Annotated in this window: 18 protein-coding genes and 1 riboswitch; of the genes, 9 read left to right on the plus strand and 9 right to left on the minus strand. The window is 70.2% G+C overall.

All coding sequences use genetic code 11. From position 1 onward, the window contains the following. Positions 1 to 10 precede the first annotated feature (10 nt). The 7 genes from thiD to M4D54_RS09835 form a co-directional block, all read right to left on the minus strand. The gene (gene thiD / locus M4D54_RS09805; protein WP_259891157.1) at positions 11 to 913 is read right to left on the minus strand and encodes a bifunctional hydroxymethylpyrimidine kinase/phosphomethylpyrimidine kinase; all 903 of its coding nucleotides are present in this window, start codon (positions 911 to 913) and stop codon (positions 11 to 13) included. Next, entirely contained in the window at positions 910 to 1644 is a 735-nt protein-coding gene (gene thiE, locus M4D54_RS09810; protein WP_193864650.1) for a thiamine phosphate synthase, read from the minus strand. The genes thiD and thiE overlap by 4 nt, the downstream gene beginning before the upstream one ends. Then, positions 1641 to 2447: a hydroxyethylthiazole kinase gene (thiM, locus tag M4D54_RS09815; protein ID WP_193864656.1), complete on the minus strand. Its 807-nt coding sequence runs from the start codon at positions 2445 to 2447 to the stop codon at positions 1641 to 1643. Before thiM ends, thiE begins: the two co-directional genes overlap by 4 nt. Positions 2448 to 2475: 28 nt before the next feature. Continuing rightward, complete coding sequence (locus M4D54_RS09820) at positions 2476 to 3132, minus strand: TenA family protein (protein ID WP_193864657.1); 657 nt, start codon at positions 3130 to 3132, stop codon at positions 2476 to 2478. Further along, entirely contained in the window at positions 3132 to 3797 is a 666-nt protein-coding gene (locus tag M4D54_RS09825) for a TenA family protein (RefSeq protein ID WP_017823785.1), read from the minus strand. The genes M4D54_RS09820 and M4D54_RS09825 overlap by 1 nt, the downstream gene beginning before the upstream one ends. Positions 3798 to 3997: 200 nt before the next feature. Next, a riboswitch (TPP riboswitch) is annotated at positions 3998 to 4089 on the minus strand. 41 nt (positions 4090 to 4130) lie between these two features. Beyond that, positions 4131 to 4463: a hypothetical protein gene (locus M4D54_RS09830; RefSeq protein WP_228018462.1), complete on the minus strand. Its 333-nt coding sequence runs from the start codon at positions 4461 to 4463 to the stop codon at positions 4131 to 4133. Next, complete coding sequence (locus M4D54_RS09835; RefSeq protein ID WP_259891160.1) at positions 4460 to 6049, minus strand: acyl-CoA carboxylase subunit beta; 1590 nt, start codon at positions 6047 to 6049, stop codon at positions 4460 to 4462. Before M4D54_RS09835 ends, M4D54_RS09830 begins: the two co-directional genes overlap by 4 nt. 135 nt (positions 6050 to 6184) lie before the next feature. Between M4D54_RS09835 and M4D54_RS09840 the strand changes: the two genes are divergently transcribed. The 7 genes from M4D54_RS09840 to M4D54_RS09870 all read left to right on the plus strand — a co-directional run bounded on the left by M4D54_RS09840 (position 6185) and on the right by M4D54_RS09870 (position 13108). Next, positions 6185 to 7204 (plus strand): biotin--[acetyl-CoA-carboxylase] ligase, encoded by a 1020-nt coding sequence (locus M4D54_RS09840; RefSeq protein ID WP_259891161.1) that lies wholly within the window; start codon positions 6185 to 6187, stop codon positions 7202 to 7204. Positions 7205 to 7323: 119 nt separating this feature from the next. Beyond that, positions 7324 to 8469: an adenylate/guanylate cyclase domain-containing protein gene (locus tag M4D54_RS09845; protein ID WP_228018463.1), complete on the plus strand. Its 1146-nt coding sequence runs from the start codon at positions 7324 to 7326 to the stop codon at positions 8467 to 8469. A gap of 25 nt (positions 8470 to 8494) precedes the next feature. After that, positions 8495 to 9190, plus strand: coding sequence for a response regulator transcription factor (locus M4D54_RS09850; protein WP_259789333.1), 696 nt, complete (start codon positions 8495 to 8497; stop codon positions 9188 to 9190). Positions 9191 to 9193: 3 nt separating this feature from the next. Then, a complete protein-coding gene (locus M4D54_RS09855; protein WP_193864662.1) occupies positions 9194 to 10654 on the plus strand; it encodes an ATP-binding protein in 1461 nt (486 codons plus the stop codon). A 10-nt stretch (positions 10655 to 10664) separates the two neighbouring features. Next, a complete protein-coding gene (locus M4D54_RS09860) occupies positions 10665 to 11849 on the plus strand; it encodes a 5-(carboxyamino)imidazole ribonucleotide synthase (RefSeq protein WP_396121485.1) in 1185 nt (394 codons plus the stop codon). Positions 11850 to 11917: 68 nt separating this feature from the next. Further along, the gene (gene purE / locus M4D54_RS09865; protein ID WP_193864897.1) at positions 11918 to 12421 is read left to right on the plus strand and encodes a 5-(carboxyamino)imidazole ribonucleotide mutase; all 504 of its coding nucleotides are present in this window, start codon (positions 11918 to 11920) and stop codon (positions 12419 to 12421) included. A 30-nt stretch (positions 12422 to 12451) separates the two neighbouring features. After that, complete coding sequence (locus M4D54_RS09870) at positions 12452 to 13108, plus strand: acyltransferase (protein ID WP_193864663.1); 657 nt, start codon at positions 12452 to 12454, stop codon at positions 13106 to 13108. Positions 13109 to 13221: 113 nt separating this feature from the next. Here the strand turns inward: M4D54_RS09870 and M4D54_RS09875 are convergent, their stop codons facing one another. Then, positions 13222 to 14082: an ABC transporter ATP-binding protein gene (locus tag M4D54_RS09875; protein WP_259891166.1), complete on the minus strand. Its 861-nt coding sequence runs from the start codon at positions 14080 to 14082 to the stop codon at positions 13222 to 13224. Then, a complete protein-coding gene (locus M4D54_RS09880; RefSeq protein ID WP_259891171.1) occupies positions 14075 to 15001 on the minus strand; it encodes an ABC transporter permease in 927 nt (308 codons plus the stop codon). Before M4D54_RS09880 ends, M4D54_RS09875 begins: the two co-directional genes overlap by 8 nt. A 69-nt stretch (positions 15002 to 15070) precedes the next feature. On the opposite strand from M4D54_RS09880, the gene M4D54_RS09885 reads away from it, so the two are divergent. Continuing rightward, positions 15071 to 15865 (plus strand): glycosyltransferase family A protein, encoded by a 795-nt coding sequence (locus M4D54_RS09885; protein WP_259891172.1) that lies wholly within the window; start codon positions 15071 to 15073, stop codon positions 15863 to 15865. A gap of 67 nt (positions 15866 to 15932) precedes the next feature. After that, on the plus strand, positions 15933 to 16543 hold a 611-nt coding region (locus M4D54_RS09890), incomplete at its 3' end, for a glycosyltransferase (RefSeq protein WP_259891173.1).

Raw genomic sequence — 16543 nt, forward strand, 5'->3', positions numbered from 1 at the left:
CAGGAGCGCGTCAGCGCCCGGCCGCGGCCTCCCACAGTTCCCAGAAATGCGAGATCGGCCCGTTCCCGGACCCCACCTGGAGGTGCTGACCGTCCTCGATCGCCCGCGCCAGCCACGGCTTGGCGGCGCTCAGAGCGGGCTCCCAGGCCCCGTGACGGACCCTCAGCGTCGCCATGGCGGCGGACAGCGAGCATCCGGTGCCGTGGGTGCTGGAGGTGCGGATGCGCGGTGAACTGACCACGTGCCGCACGCCGTCGGCATCGACCAGCGCATCGCGCACCTCGCGTTCGCTGAGATGGCCGCCCTTGGCGAGCACCAGCACGTCGGCGCTGGCGGCCAGGCGCTGGGCCTGGGAGACCAGGTGGTCCCAGGTGGCAGCCGGCTCGTCCATGAGCAGTACGGCGAGTTCATCCACGTTGGGGGTGACCAGATGCACCTGCGGGAGCAGGTCGCGCATGGCGCGTTCGGCGTCCTCCTCCAGCAGGCGGTCGCCGCTGGTGGCCACCATCACCGGGTCCATCACCACCACCGGCGGGCTGGTGCGCCGAAGCCAGTCCGCGACCACGCCGATGGTGTTGGCGTCGAAGAGCATCCCGGTCTTGACCGCATCGACGGTGACGTCGTCGCTGACGGCCTCAAGCTGTTCTTGCAGGAAGGCGGGCGGAGGGATATGCACATCGCGCACCCCCCGGGTGTTCTGCGCAACCAGGGCGGTGACCGCGGCCATCCCGTAACCGCCGCAGGCCGCGATTGCCTTCAGGTCGGCGTGGATGCCGGCGCCCCCGGTGGGGTCCGTGCCCGCGATGGACAGCACCCGGGGCGGGATGCCGCCTGCCGTGCCGGGACTGGCGCACCGCCCTTCGGGCATCGGCGTGTGCGGGTGGGAGGGGCCGGTGGGCTGGGTCGTGGTCATCGCTGCTGCTTCCAGGTGGGTGCCGCGTTCCAGGCGGCCGCGAGGCGTTCGGTTGCCGCCCCGGGGTCGGCCGAGGCGCAGATGTAGGAGACGACGGCGGCCCCGGCGAGCCCTCCCGACCGCAGGGCCGGCATGTCCGCCGGGGTGATGCCGCCGATGGCGACCGCGGGCAGGGTGCAGTCCCGGGCGCGTTCGATCACGGTGTCGATGCCGAGCCCGGCCGGTGCGTCCCGTTTGGTGCGGGTGCTGTGCAGTGGGCCGATGCCGACGTAGTCGATCCGGGCGGCGGAGGTGTGCGCGGCGCGCAGCTGCTGGGGGCTGGCGGCGCTCAGACCGATCACGGCCTCGTCCCCCAGCAGTGCGCGCACATCCCGGACGTCCAGGTCGGCCTGACCCACGTGGGCGCCAGCGCAGGCCAGCCCGCGTCTGCGCAGGGCCAGCACCACGTCGATGCGGTCGTTGATCAGGAGCGGAACGGAGGGCGGGAGAACTGCGCACACCTGCGCGGCCAGATCGGTGAACGGGCCGCCGGGAAGCTCCTTGGCCCGTATCTGGACCACCGTGGCGCCTGCCGCGACGGATCGGGCGACCACCTCGGGCAGATCCGCTCCGGCCTGCTGGCACACGGCATGATCGGCCACCAGGTACAGGGACAGATCCAGTGGTCGCCAGTCCGGGCTGCGACCCGGGCTCAGGTCCGGGCTCGAGTGATTGTTCGCGGGGGTCGTCATGAGATGTCCGCCCGGCTCATGATGTCGGCGGCCGAGAGGGACCGCAGTGCATCCAGCAGGTGCACGGCGAAGGTGCCGGGACCAGCCGCATCACCGGCGGCCTTCTCGCCCGCGATGGCGTACACCGCCGCGGCGGAGGCTGCACCGACCAGCGGCGACGGCGAGACGGCGACGAACGCGGCGGTGACCGCACCGAGGGCGCACCCGCCCCCGGTGATCTCGGTGAACATTGGGTCCCCGTTGGCGATGCGCACCGTCGATGAGGCATCGGCGATCAGGTCCACCGGCCCGGAGACGGCGACGGCCCCGTGCGTGCGGGCGGCCAGGTCGCGGGCCGCCGTGGCGGCCTCGTCGGTGCCGAGAGTCGAGTCGACGCCCCGGCCGCCCTGTCCGGAGCCGGCCAGGGCCACGATCTCGGAGGCGTTGCCCCGGATCACCGTGGGGGAGTGGGACAGCAGTTCCTGGGCCAGGGCGGTGCGCACCGGCAGACTGCCCACGGCCACCGGATCGAGCACCCACGGCGGCATGGTGTCCGCGCCGTAGTCGATCGCGCGGATGCCGTCGCACTGCGCGGGGTGGGGGGTGCCCAGGTTGACCAGTACGCCGTCGGCGGCCTCGCGGGCGAAGATCTCGGACTCGCCCGCGCTGTCGACCATGGCGGGGGCGGCCCCGACAGCCAGCAGCACATTGGCGACGAAACCGGTGGTGACGTGGTTGGTCAGGCACTGGATCAGCGGCTGCCGCTCGCGCACGGCCTCCATCTGCTCGATCACGGTGCGGGCGTCGAGGGATACGGGGGGCATGAGGCGTCCTTTCCCGGGTGCGGTGGGCTCAGGCGGCGTCGAGTGCCTGCTGCCAGAAATCTGCTTCGAGCCGGGACGCCGTACGGAAGATCCCGGTGAGGTCGGCGAAGCGCTGCGGGCTCGGAGGCTGCGGGCACAGCGCGTCCAGGTGGGCGGTGGCCTCGCGGGCGGCCCGCTGGAAGTCCTCGCCCGCGTATTCGGCTATCCAGTCGCGGTAGGGGTGCTCCGCGTCGGTGCGGAGGGCCGGGGCGAGCCCCGTGCCGATCTCCGCGTAGCCGATGGTGCACGGGGCCAGAGCCACCTGCAGGTCCAGCAGATCACCGGCCATTCCGCAGTCCAGCACGTACCGGGTGTAGGCCACCGTCGCCTGCTTCTCGGGCGCCGTGCTGAGGCGGTGAGTGTCGATCCCCCACTCGGAGGTGAGCCGACGGTGCAGGTGGGTCTCGTTCAGGATGGCCGACAGGCCCCGCGCGGCCTGCTCGATGTCGGCCAGGTTCCTGCTCTTGTAGGCCGCCAGCGCGTTGGCCCGGGCGAACTGCACCAGGAAGAGGTAGTCCTGGATCAGGTAGTCCTGGAACACCGCCAGCGGCAGGGTGCCCTCGCCCAGGCGCCGCACGAACTCGTGGTCCGTGTACGCCGTCCACTGGGGGCCGATGGCTGCTTTCAGGTCGTCGAACAGGGACATCAGCGCGCTCCGTCCACCGTCACCGGATGCTCGTAGGCGGCGTCGAAGAACGCCAGTTCGATGTCGACGGCCCGGCCGAAGAACTCCTCCACGAGGTCACGGTGGGCTGGGCCGACGCGATCCAGTTCCGCCCGCAGGAACGCCACGAACTGCGAGAACCCGGGGTAGTCGTGCAGGTCGATCCACTCGGCGTGCACGACGTTCTCGGGCCGCTTCGCGGGGGCGCGCGAGGCCCAGTCCTGGTACAGCCATTCGGTGACCACCAGCACCGCCAGCGCGGCGGCGTACTGGCGGGTCTGCGCGGCCTCCCGGAACAGACCGGTGAACTGCTCGGTGGCAGGGGTGTCCGGGATGGTCTCGCGCAGGTGGGCGCTCACTCCCAGGGCCTCGAAGGCCCGCAGGAAGTAGGTGTTCTCCTCGCCTGCCACCTCGCCGATGAAACGGGAGAGGCGCAGGCGGGCCTCGAGGGTGTCGGCCGTGGCCACGGCCGACCCGAGCAGGACCAGGAAACTGTCCAGGAACCGGTAGTCCTGCACCAGGTAGCCGGCCATCACGGCGTCGTCGATGCTGCCGTCGAACAGTTCATGGACGAAGCGGTGGGTGACGGCGCGGTCCCAGGTGGGCTGGTTCTGCTGTCTCAGTTCGTCGGTGAAGGCGGGGGACATCCGTGATCATCCTCGTTCCTGCGGGTGCGGGGGTCGTGGACTCCGGCGTGCGAGGCGGGGGCGAGGATCAGCGGGAAGGAGCAGCGGGCGCCGAGGGCCCGTCGGTCGCAGATCAGCGCGGCCCGGCCCGGTGTCCATGCGCACCGGTCGGGTGCGGGGGCCTCCCGGGTGGGGGCGTGATGCGATGGTGCTGCAGGCGCGCTTCGCCATGGCGACATCCCTTCGCGAGTCCTAACTCGTGCAGGTTCTCGGGTGTGATCTCAGCCCCCAGGGGGCACCCCGTGTCCACGCACGACGCTATCACGGAACCGGTGCGGCCCGGTCCGTGCGGGCTCAGCGGTGCGAGTACCGCCAGGCCGCCTCCGAGCAGTGGTTGCGGGCCTCGAAGGTGCGGGGGTGGCAGTGCACCGGGTCGTTCCACACCCCGGAGCCGGCCGAGTGGCTCTCCGCGAGAGTGCGCTCCTCGGCCTCCAGGCGGCTGGTCACGCTCATCGTTGAGACGACCACGGCGATCGCCGCCAGCTCCTCGGTCTCCAGGTGCCCGGTGACCACGCGCACCCCGGCCGCGGCGACCGCCTGCTCCGTGGAGCCGTGCTCGGTGCCGCCCTCGGATCCGGTGGTGGGATCGGTGAGGGCGGCGGAGGGATCCGCGCCGGGGACGGTCACAGCGGGATGTTCCCGTGCTTCTTGGTGGGCTGGGTCTCGCGCTTGGTGCGCAGTGCGCGCAGTGCCCGCGCGATCTGGGTGCGGGTCTGGGAGGGCTCGATCACGCCGTCGATCCAGCCGCGCTCAGCGGCGGTGTAGGGCGTGGCGAACAGGTTCTCGTACTCGGTCTCCAGCTTGCTGCGCTCCCCGGCGACGTCCCCGCCCTCCTCCTGGGTGCGGCGCAGGTGCTGGCGGTGCAGGATGTTCACCGCGCCCTGGGCGCCCATCACCGCGATCTGCGCGGTGGGCCAGGCCAGGTTGATGTCGGCCCCCAGCTCCTTGGAGCCCATCACGATGTAGGCACCGCCGTAGGCCTTGCGGGTGATCACGGTGATCAGGGGAACGGTCGCCTCGGCGTAGGCGTACAGCAGCTTGGCCCCGCGGCGGATGATGCCGCCGTACTCCTGGCCGGTGCCGGGCAGGAACCCGGGCACGTCCACGAAGGTGAGAACCGGGATGTTGTACGCGTCGCACAGCCGCACGAAGCGGGCGGCCTTCTCCGAGGCGTCGATGTCCAGGGTGCCGGCCAGATGCGAGGGCTGATTGGCGATGATGCCCACGCTGTGCCCCTCGACGCGGCCGAAGCCCACCAGGATGTTGGGAGCGAACAGCGGCTGCACCTCGAAGAACTCCTCGTCGTCCAGCACTGCGCGGAGCACCGTGGTCATGTCGTAGGGCTGGTTGGGGGAGTCCGGGATCAACGAGTCCAGGGCGGAGTCCGCGGCAGTGCGGGCCTCGTCGATGCGCACCGGGTACACCGGGGCAGGGCTCAGCGTGTTGGCCGGCAGGTAGCTCAGCAGGTCCTTGACGTACTCGATGGCCTCGCCCTCATCGGGCGCCATGTAGTGGGCGACGCCCGAGCGGGTGGAGTGGGTGCGGGCGCCGCCGAGCTCCTCGAAGCCGACGTCCTCACCGGTGACGGTGCGGATGACGTCGGGACCGGTGATGAACATGTGGGAGGTCTTCTCGACCATCACGATGAAGTCGGTCAGCGCCGGGGAGTACACGGCGCCCCCTGCGGCCGGGCCCATGATCAGCGAGATCTGCGGGATCACGCCGGAGGCGCGGGTGTTGCGGCGGAAGATCCCCGCGAACATCGCCAAGGAGGCCACGCCCTCCTGGATGCGGGCGCCACCGCCGTCCAGGATCCCGATGATCGGCACCCCGGTGCGCAGGGCGAGGTCCTGCACCTTCTGGATCTTGCGGCCGTGGGCCTCGCCCAGGGACCCGCCGAACACGGTGAAGTCCTGGGAGTACACGCACACCTGACGGCCGTCGATGGTGCCGTAGCCGGTGACGATGCCGTCGCCGTCCGGTCGCTTGGCCTCCAGTCCGAAGGAGTGCGCCTGGTGGCGCACGAACCGGTCGGTCTCCACGAAGGAGCCGTCGTCCAGCAGGTCCGTGATGCGCTCACGGGCCGTCTTCTTGCCGCGCGCGTGCTGCTTCTGGACCGCGATCTCATCGGCGGTGGAGACGGCGCGGGCCTCGCGCTCGCGCAGGTCGTCGATGCGCTGGCGGGTGCTCTGCGGCCTGGCGGCGTCGGTCACATGGCCTCCTGGTGCGGCAGGGAACGGGCCGCGGTGGGCCGGGCTGGGAACATCTGGATACTACGCTACCTGCGCATGCCGGGGCCGGGAGCAGGATGCTCACGACGAGGCGGGAACAGCAGACAGGAGAGAACGATGCACGATCCGGAGGACCCGCGTTCGTCGTACCCGGGCGCTCGGTCCACGGGCGCGCCGGACGGCCTGCTGCGAGCGCCGGGCAGCGGCGGGCACGCCGCGCACAGGACCGCGACGGTCCACGGGATCGCGGTGCACTGCCCGGACGTCGTCACCTCCACGCAGGACCATGCCGCCGATCTCTGGCGGGCGGGGGAGCCGGCGCCGTTCGCCGTGCTGGCCCGCGAGCAGGTGGCGGGGCGCGGACGCCTGGGACGGTCCTTCGTGACTCCGCCCGGCGGGGGCCTGGCGATCACCGTCGCGATCCGCACGGACCTTCCCGTCGCCGCGCGCAGCTGGTTCCCGCTCGCCGCGGGTCTTGCGGTGATCGACGCGCTCTGCGGGCCATCGCTGGATCTGGCCCCGGCCCGGCGCGGGCCCGGGGGGACGGTGGGGGAGGTGGGCCTGAAATGGCCCAACGACATCCACACCTCCGACGGGCGCAAGCTCGGTGGGATCCTGGTCGAGGGGCACGGGGCCGACGGTGTGCTGGTGGGCATCGGGCTGAACCTGCGGGGCCCGGTGAGGGACGCCGGCGGCGCCGAGGTGCCCGGCGCGGCCTGGCTGCTCGGGCCCGGTTCGCTGACCGGCCGCGTCGACACGCCGGCGGCGGTCGAGCAGCTGCGCCGGGCACTGGCCGGGCAGCTCCTCGCCGGCGTGCTGAGAGAGGTGCGCATACTGGGATCCACGGGCGGCGACGCCCGGGAGTCCGGCACCCTCGACCGATACACTGTTACCTGCCTCACATTGGGGCGTAGGGTTCAGGTCGAGCCCCTGGGCGCCACGAGCACACCCGTTGCGCCCTCGGGCGCGAGCGGCACGGCACAGGCGATCGATGACCGCGGACGTCTGGTGCTCCGCACAGCGGAGGGCGCCCTCGTCTCGGTGGACGTCGGCGACGTGCGGCACGGACCGCGGGAATCGGGCAGGCACGCAACGATGAGGAACGCAGGAGAAGGAGCGGAGGGCCCGACACGGTGACCAGTGGGATCAGTGATGCTGACGATCAGCAGCTCCGACCCGAGCGGCCGCTCGGGGGTGTCCCCGCACCCGCACCCGCACCCGCACCCCTGGGCGTTGCGATGCCCGCCGGCGGGGGCATGGCCTCCCTAGAGCAGGGATCCAGCGGGCACGGGGCGCCGGGCGACCTGCCCGACCCCACCTCCGAGGACGACGCCGACGGCATCGGCCAGATCGATGCCCAGGAGATCCTGGAGCTGAACCGGCGCTTCGCCGAGGTGCGCCGCAGCGTCGGCACGCTGGAGCGCCAGCTGCTGCAGGGGCCGCGCAAGTACTCCCGGAGGGATCTGAGCGAGCAGCGAGGCATCCCCGGTCGCCTGGCCGCCGTGTACTGGCGCTCGCTCGGCTTCACCCCCGTGGACGAGGACACCGTGGTGTTCACCGAGGAGGACGCCTACGCGATCGGCGACCTCGCCTCCCTGGTCGAGGACGGCGCCCTGAGCGAGCGCGCCTTCGCCAGCATCACCCGCGGGCTCGGATTCCACATGGGGCGCCTGGCGATGTGGGCCACCGAGGCCCTGGTCGACGAGGCCAAGGCGGCCGGCCGCAGTGACGCCGAGGCGCGCCTGGAGATGCTCGACTCCGTCCCCGACCTGCTGGAGACCCTGGAGTCGCAGGTGATGTTCGCCTTCCGCAGGCAGCTCGCCGCCTATGCGGCCCGGGCCGGATCCGAGGTGCTCCACCGCGACACGGACGAGCTGTTCCCGCTGCAGCGGGCCGTGGGCTTCGCCGACCTGGTGCAGTTCACCCGGCTCTCCCGGGACCTTACCGGTGCCCAGCTGGCCGACGTGGTGGGGCGCTTCGAGGCCGCCGGGCGCGACATCATCTCCGTCGGCGGCGGGCGTGTGGTCAAGACGGTGGGCGACGAGATCATGTTCCTGGCCGACACGCCGGAGGACGGCGCCCAGATCGCAGTCACCCTGGCCGAGGCCATCAGCGCCGACCCGGACCTGCCCCCGGTGCGGGTGGCGTTCGTGTGGGGATCGATGTTCTCCCGCTACGGGGACGTGTTCGGGCCCTCCGTGAACCTCGCCGCCAGGATGGAGTCGGTGGCCAGGCCCGGGACCGTGCTGGTGGACGCCGACACCGCCCGCGCGGTGGCCGAGGCGCTGCCGGGCGGGTTCGCCGCCTCCGAGGGGGAGGACGTGGAGCTGCACGGCATCGGTGCAGTGAGGGTGCGCGAGCTGACCAGGGATCGCTCCACGCCCCTCAACCTGGGGCTCTGAGAGGTCACGGCGTAGGATGAGCCCCGTGACACGCCTACTTCTCGTCGAGGACGACTCCGCCATCGCCGAACCGCTCTCCCGCGCGCTGGACCGCGAGGGGTACACGGTCATGCGTGCCTCCCGCGGCATGGACGCCCTGGCCATCGCGGCCGGGGCCGATCCCATCGACGTGGTCATCCTGGATCTCGGGCTGCCCGATCTCGATGGGCTCGAGGTGGCTCGTCGGCTGCGCAAGGGCGGCCTGGAGTCGCCGATCCTGATCCTCACCGCCCGCGCCGACGAGGTCGATGCAGTGGTGGGGCTCGACGCCGGGGCCGATGACTACGTCACCAAGCCGTTCCGGCTGGGCGAGCTGCAGGCCCGCATCCGTGCCCTGCTGCGCAGGGCTCAGGCCGCCGAGGAGTCCGGCGACTCCTTCGACGTGCACGGCGTGTCCCTGGACGTCGCGGCGCGCCGCGCCTACGCCGATGGTGAGGAGCTCACCCTCTCGGCCAAGGAGTACGACCTGCTCACCGTGCTGGTCCGCGAGGCCGGCAGCGTGGTCACGCGTGACGACCTCATGCGCGAGGTGTGGGGCGCCGAATGGTGGGGCTCCACCAAGACCCTGGACATGCACATCTCCTGGCTGCGCCGCAAGCTCGGCGATGACGCCACCAACCCCCGCCGCATCTCGACCGTGCGCGGCGTCGGCTTCCGTTTCGAGACCGGTCAAGGGAGCTGACGCGTGCGGCAGCGCGTGCTGCAGGCCACGCTCATCACCGTGCTGCTGGCTGTGTTGATGCTCGGCATCCCGCTGGGCTACTCCTGGCTGCAGCTGAACCGGCAGCAGTTGAACGGCCAGGCTCTGGACATCCTCGAGGCGGTCCGCATCGACACCGACCAGCGACTGGCGCAGGGGCGGCCCTTCGACACCGCGATGCTGCAGCGGCACGTGGATGCCCAGCCCAACCTCAACGTGACCATCGTCGTCACGCACGAGGGCGAGACCATCCAGGCAGGGGACCCTGTGGGCCCCAATCCCGTGTCCGTCTCGACGCCCGGGGCGCAGGAGCAGTACATCACCGTCTACATCCCCCAGTCCGAGGTGCGCGCTCACACCGCCAGCGCCTGGGTGCTGATCGTGGTGGCGGGGCTGTCCTCCCTCTCGATCGGCGTCTCGGTGGCACTGTGGCAGGCGCAGCGGATCTCCATGCCACTGGCCAGGCTGAACCGCCGCGCCGAGGAGATGGGTGCCGGCCGTGCCCGTGGGCCGTGGGAGGCCAGCGGCATCTCGGAGATCGACGACGTGGCCGAGGAGCTCACCCGCTCCGGCGCCATGCTCGCCGAACGGCTGGAGGCGGAGAGCCGCCTCGCCTCCGATGCCTCCCACCAGCTGCGCACCCCGCTGACCGCGCTGTCCATGCGGGTCGACGAGATCCTCGCCACCAGCTCGGAGGAATGGGTGCGGGAGGAGGCCCGCATCGCCCTCGAGCAGATCGACCGGCTCACCGAGGTGGTGCACGACCTGATCAACGCGCCACGCTCCTCCCAGCGCCGCAGCCCCGGTGTGGTGGAGCTGCGGTCCGTCCTCACCCAGCAGAGCGAGGAGTGGTCCCCGGCATTCCGCAAGGCGGGCCGGGAGCTGCGGATCCAGGTGCCCCGAAGCGCTGCCGTCTGGGGCTCCGTGGGTCCCTTCACCCAGGTGATCGCCACCCTGATCGAGAACTCGCTGGTGCACGGCGGGGGCCGCACCCTGGTCAAGGTGCGTCGCAATGACCACTCCACCGTGGTGGAGGTCTCCGACGAGGGCCCCGGTATCGACCCCGAGCTCGGCAAGCGCGTCTTCGAGCGCTCCGTCTCCGGGGCCCGCTCCTCCGGCACCGGAGTGGGCCTGGCCCTTGCACGCACCCTGGTCGAGGACGACGGCGGCCGGCTCGAGCTGCTCTCCGAGGTGCCCGCCTCCTTCGGCATGTTCCTGATCTCCGCGCCCGGGGAGAAGACCGGTCCCGAGGAGACCACCCGGACCGAGGCCAGCGATGACCTCTCGCTGCTTCCCCAGGGGTCCGTGGTGCGCAGGCGTCACCGCCACGGTGCACGGCGCCGGAGCCACGGCAGCAGCGCACTGGCCTCGGGAGTGGTCTTCACGGACGCCGAGGAGCCCACCGAGGACGACAGCCGCCGCACCGGGGCCAGGAGCGGGTCCTAGACTGTCGGACGTGCCTGATGACACCCCTTGCTCGCCCCTGACCGCGCCACCCCGGATCGGGGTGGTGGGCGCTGGGCAGCTGGCCCGGATGATGCTGGGGCCCGCGATCGAACTGGACCTGCCGCTGACCGTGCTGGCCTCCGACCCCGCAGAGAGTGCCGCCGTGGTCGCCGGCAGGGTGCGCACGGGCCGTCATGACGAGGAGAGCGCCGTGCGCGCTCTCGCCACCGAGGTGGACGTGCTCACCTTCGACCACGAGCACGTCCCGACGGCGTTTCTGGAGCGACTGGTCACCACCGGTGACGTGCAGGTGCGCCCTGGTCCCGGTGCCCTGGTGCACGCCCAGGACAAGCTGGTGATGCGTCGCCGCCTCACCGAGCTGGGGCATCCCTGCCCCCGCTGGTGGCACGTGCGCGGCATCGAGGATCTCGACCGCGCGCTCGCCGAGAACGACGGCCCGCTGGTGGTGAAGACCCCGCGCGGCGGGTACGACGGCCACGGTGTGCGCATCATCGAGCGCGCCGAGGACGCAGCCGACTGGCTCGAGCACCACGGCGAGCTGCTCGCCGAGCAGAAGGTGCCCTTCCTGCGGGAGCTCTCCGCGCAGGTGGCCCGCCGACCCGGTGGGCAGTCGATCACCTACCCCGTCGTGCAGTCCGTGCAGCGCGACGGGGTGTGCTACGAGGTGGTCGCCCCCGCCCCGGACCTGGACCCGGATGCCCAGCAGCGCATCCAGCAGCTGGCCGCGGCCATCGCCGAGGACCTCGACGTGGTCGGCATGCTCGCCGTCGAGCTGTTCGAGACCGCCGGGAGAGAGGTGCTGGTCAATGAACTGGCGATGCGCCCCCACAACACCGGCCACTGGTCCATGGACGGTGCGGTCACCGGCCAGTTCGAGCAGCACCTGCGTGCGGTGGCCGATCTGCCCCTGGGCGGGACCGACATGCTGGCGCCCTGCGCGGTGATGGTGAACCTGCTGGGCGGCAGCGCCCCGGAGCTCGCCAGCGGAGCGCGCGCTGCGATGCAGGCGGATCCGGGCGTCAAGGTGCACCTGTACGGCAAGTCGGTGCGTCCCGGCCGCAAGCTCGGGCACGTCACCGTGGTGGGGAAGGATCCGGAGCAGCTGCTGGCCCGCGCCCACCGCGCCGAGAAGCGCATCATCGACGGCCCCGACGCCATGGAGGAGAACCCGTGACCCAGACCCCGCTGCCCGTTTCGCCGGACTCCCCGCCCTCGGGTGGCGCCCCGTTGGTGGGCATCGTGATGGGCTCGGACTCCGACTACCCAGTGATGCGCGCCGCCCAGGATGCCCTGGCCGAGTTCGGCATCCCCGCGGAGGTCGATGTGGTCTCCGCCCACCGCATGCCCGAGGACATGGTGGCCTGGGGTCGCTCGGCCGCCGACCGTGGCCTGCGCGTGGTCATCGCCGGAGCGGGTGGTGCCGCCCACCTGCCCGGCATGATCGCCTCCCTCACCCCACTGCCGGTGATCGGGGTGCCCGTGCCGCTGAAGCACCTGGACGGCATGGACTCACTGCTCTCGATCGTGCAGATGCCCGCCGGGGTGCCGGTGGCGACCGTGTCCATCGGCGGTGCCCGCAACGCTGGCCTGCTCGCCGCCCGCATCCTCGCCGCCGGGGTCGACGATCATGCCCTCGCCCTGCGCGAGCGGATGGCCGTGTTCCAGCAGGAGCTGCGGGAGACGGCGCTGGCCAAGGGGGAGAGGCTGCGGGAAGAAGCTGGGATGCCCGGCTCGTCGTCCCGCTGAGCACCGGGGGCGGGCGGTAAAGTCGTCCGCATGAGTGACACCCCCACGTACCGGGTTGCCCCCGGCGCGGACATCTCCGAGGACGCCACCATCGGCGACGGAAGCTCCATCTGGCATCTCGCTCAGGTGCGTGAAGGCGTGCACATGGGTCGCGACTGCGTGGTGGGCCGCGGCGCCTATATCGGCAGCGGCGTGCAGATGGGCAACGGCTGCAAGATCCAGAACTACGCCCTGGTGTACGAGCCGGCGAAGCTGGCCGACGGCGTGTTCGTGGGCCCGGCGGCCGTGTTCACCAACGACCACTTCCCGCGCGCGGTCAACCCCGATCTCAGCCCGAAGTCCGCCTCGGACTGGGAGCCGGTGGGTGTGACCTGCCAGGAGGGAGCGTCGATCGGTGCCCGCGCCGTGTGCGTGGCCCCCGTGACCATCGGCGCCTGGGCGATGGTCGCCGCCGGCGCCACCGTGGTGAAGGATGTGCCGCCGTATGCTCTGGTGGCAGGGGTCCCGGCCAAGCGCATCGCCTGGGTGGGACGCTCGGGGGAGAAGCTCCTCCCTGCCTCCGACGGCACCGATGCGTGGGTGTGCCCCGTCTCCGGCGAGTGGTACATCCCTGACGAGACCACAGGCGGGCTCCAGCTCGCCTCCGACCCCGTTGCCGAAGTGGGCCAGTCTCCGAGTGAAGCATAGCAGTGATTCCGATGCCCTGACGTACAGCACTTCGATGGAACCGTCAGCCGATAGCAATGGGTCGGTGAGCCGGCCCCGGGGTGAGTCGCCCCCTCTGTAGGGCACGGCCTTGCTCAGCGCAGTTTCGCTCCCGATGACGCGTTGGTGCGCCCTTCGACGAACGCATTGTAGGCATCCGCGACATCATCCACGTCGCCATCGGCGACGAGCTCACCCTTCTCGATCCACAATGCGCGCGTGCACATGGCGCGCACGGAGGCGAGGGAGTGGGACACGAAGAACACCGTGCCCGCCTTCTCTCGAATCTCCTCGATCCGCGCTGTGCTCTTCTTGCGGAACGAGGCGTCGCCCGTGGCCAGTGCCTCGTCGATCATCAGGATCTCAGGGGTGCGGATTGTGGAGATCGCGAATCGAAGACGGGAGGCCATGCCGGAGGAGTAGGAGCTCATCGGCAGGTACAGAAAGTCACCGAGCTCCGCGAACTCGGCAACCTTCGGCACGGACTCACGCACCTGTTTCGCATTGAGCCCCAGCGCGAGCCCGCCGATCATGATGTTGCGCTCCCCAGTCAGCCGCGGCAGCAGTGCGGCGTTGACGCCCATCAGCTCGGGCTCAGCAGACGTGAAGACGCGGCCGGATGTCGCTGGGAGCAGGCCAGCCACGGCTCGCAGGAGGGTGGACTTGCCCGAGCCGTTCGTGCCGAGGATGCCGATGGACTCGCCGTGATGGGCGACGAAGGACACGCCGCGCACCGCGGGGACCTCTGTGATGGGGCCGGTATCGGGCCGTCCGAGGCTGATGGCCTTGTCCCAGAGGGACGTGCGCTGCCGGGTGGTGCCGCCGCGACGCGCGCCGAAGACGCGGTAGGTGATGTGGAGGTCGTCGACCACCACTGAAGGAGGGCCCAGGGGCTTGCGCTCCAGACGCTTGGGGAGGTTCTCCGGGTCGATCTCGAAGTCGATGTCCTCAGTCACGGCCGTAGGTCTCCTCCGCGCGCCAGAAGTACAGGAACCCGATGACGAAAACGACGACCGCCCACAGGATCGCCTCCAGCCACAGCATCGGTGTCATGGGGATCAACGATTCGTTGCCGAACACGGCACGGAACAGCTCAAGGTAGATCGCGACGGGCTGGTGCAGCAGGATCGGTCGGTACCAAGCGCCCTCTGGGATCATCGCCGAGATAAGGAACATGCCGCCGGAGGCATACCGGCCGAGCGTGAGAATGAAAGGCATCGCGTTGGCGATGTCTGGCGCGCGGGCCCCCACGCGTGCGAAGAACATCGCCACGCCTGAGGAAAAGATCGCCAGCAGAACTGCCGCGAAGGGCAGCAGGAGCCAGGACCATGTAGGCCAGACGGCGCCCATTCCGGGTAGCAGACCGGTGACCATTGTGATCACGAGCATCGCCACAAGGATCGGGGCGAACAGCACCGTTTCCGTCATCACGGTCGCGAGGGGGACGACTGCCCGCGGAAAGCGGTGTGAGCGGATCAGCTGCAGATTGCTCGGGATCGAGTTCAGCCCCGACATCACGGACGTCTGAAAAAGTGTGTACGTGAAGGTGCCGATCGTGATGAACGCTGCTCGGTTGTCGATGCCCGGCGCGCTGGAGTCGAAGAGGAAGCCGAAGATGATGACGTACACAGCGGCGTCGAGCATCGGACGCAGGACCGCCCAGGACTGACCCAAATACGATCCCTGGTTCTTGGAGTATGCGCGCGACGCAGACAGGTTCCAGATGAACGATCGCCGTTGCCAGACCTGCGCGGCATAGCGGCCGAGCGGCGGCCGGATCCCCATCTCGGTCAGACCGGCACTGGAGGCCAGCTCTGCGGCCTGCGCGGATGTCAGGCGCGGTGCGAGCAGCGCGTCTGCTGTGTGGTCAGCCACGTTCGTTCTCCTCCGGCCGAGCGGGCTCAACGGCTGGGCCATGGAGCTACATCGGTATGATCTTGCGTCGTGACTGCCGCGCAGGAGATGAATCCCCAGGTGACGGTCGTCATGCCGGTCTTCAACGGCGCGAGGACCGTGCGTCAGTCGATCGTCAGCGTACTCGATCAGACCTGCTCCGATCTGGAGCTCCTCGTCGTTGACGACAGTTCTACTGATCACACAACACAGATCGTCGAGTCACTGGTAGCCCGGGATTCCCGCGTGCGCCTGATCCGTCGCGACAGCGGCGGGGGGCCAGCGGCGGCGCGTAACACCGGCATCGCCCAGGCACGCGGTCGTTATCTGGCTTTCTGCGACGCCGACGATCTGTGGCTGCCCACAAAGCTTGATCGTCAGCTCGAGCTCGCGCGCTCCACCGACGCACCGCTCATCTATTGCGGCTACCACCGGATCGCTGCCGACTATGCGGGCTCAGCGGCGCAGTTCGTTCCTGAGGGCCGCGTCGTGCATGTCCCGACGGCGCTGACGCGCGCGGGCCTCAGACGCCGAAACGTGATCGGCAACCTCACGGCCGTACTGGATCTAAGGCGCACCGGACCGGTCTCGATGCCTGATGTGCCAGGTGCGGAGGATTGGGCGCTGTGGCTGTGCATCCTTGCCGGAGGTGCCACAGCCGCAGGCATTGATGAACCGCTGGCGCTGTACCGCGCTGCCCAGCCTGAATCACATTCTTCCGACAGACCACGGGCGTTGCTCGCCGTGTGGCGTGTCCTGCGCCAGCAGGAACAGTTGTCGGTGCCCGTCGCCGCTTTCCATCTGGTCACGGCATCAGTGGCCGCGCTGTGCAAGAACCGGATCTGAGGGCGGAGCGTGGCACACTGGGCGGCACCGCTCTGTCCGTGACCTGTCAGGGAAGGCTTGCCGCACCGTGATCGTGATCTGCACCAACGAGGTCGCTGGCCCGACCGGCTACCACAAGTCCGTCGTCCAGCTGGCCAACGGGCTGCATGACGCCGGCTACCCTGTCGCGTTGCTGTCGTTCCTGGGCACGGGCGATCCCGCCGACCGGATGATCCCGCGGTGGCCGCTGAACCTCGACGTTCCCGCCTATACGCTCCGTGCCCTGCCCGCGGACGGTGGACGGCTTCTGCATGAGAACGTGCACCCGGCTGTGAAGGGCCAGGTGTACGGAACCGTCTACGAGTTCACCCCGAATCAGCTCGCCGCCCTGCGTCAGCTCAATGATGAGCTCACTGAGGACGACACGCTGTTCCTTACCAGCCCGATCCTGGCGCTCGCTTTCCATCATGCTCTGGCGGGCGAACCGCACCGCGTGCGCACGGTGCTGCAGATCCACGGGGACTATCGGCACCACGATCAGCTGTGGTCGATCCTGCATGAGGCGCGCGATGTCATCGACACTGTCCAGACCGTGGCTGATGGCCTGCGTGAACAGTTCACACCCTTGTTCGATGCTTCCGATGTGGTGTTCATTCCGAACTTTCCTGGGGAAAGTGCGGCTGTTTCGCCGATGTCCGA

This window comes from Brachybacterium sp. p3-SID1565 (genome assembly GCF_025143785.1).
GTDB lineage: Bacteria > Actinomycetota > Actinomycetes > Actinomycetales > Dermabacteraceae > Brachybacterium > Brachybacterium epidermidis.

Coding starts and splice junctions, on each gene's coding strand:
- thiD (WP_259891157.1), bottom strand. CDS start 913: ATGACCACGACCCAGCCCACCGGCCCCTCCCACCCGCACACGCCGATG.
- thiE (WP_193864650.1), bottom strand. CDS start 1,644: ATGACGACCCCCGCGAACAATCACTCGAGCCCGGACCTGAGCCCGGGT.
- thiM (WP_193864656.1), bottom strand. CDS start 2,447: ATGCCCCCCGTATCCCTCGACGCCCGCACCGTGATCGAGCAGATGGAG.
- M4D54_RS09820 (WP_193864657.1), bottom strand. CDS start 3,132: ATGTCCCTGTTCGACGACCTGAAAGCAGCCATCGGCCCCCAGTGGACG.
- M4D54_RS09825 (WP_017823785.1), bottom strand. CDS start 3,797: ATGTCCCCCGCCTTCACCGACGAACTGAGACAGCAGAACCAGCCCACC.
- M4D54_RS09840 (WP_259891161.1), top strand. CDS start 6,185: ATGCACGATCCGGAGGACCCGCGTTCGTCGTACCCGGGCGCTCGGTCC.
- M4D54_RS09845 (WP_228018463.1), top strand. CDS start 7,324: ATGGCCTCCCTAGAGCAGGGATCCAGCGGGCACGGGGCGCCGGGCGAC.
- purE (WP_193864897.1), top strand. CDS start 11,918: ATGGGCTCGGACTCCGACTACCCAGTGATGCGCGCCGCCCAGGATGCC.
- M4D54_RS09870 (WP_193864663.1), top strand. CDS start 12,452: ATGAGTGACACCCCCACGTACCGGGTTGCCCCCGGCGCGGACATCTCC.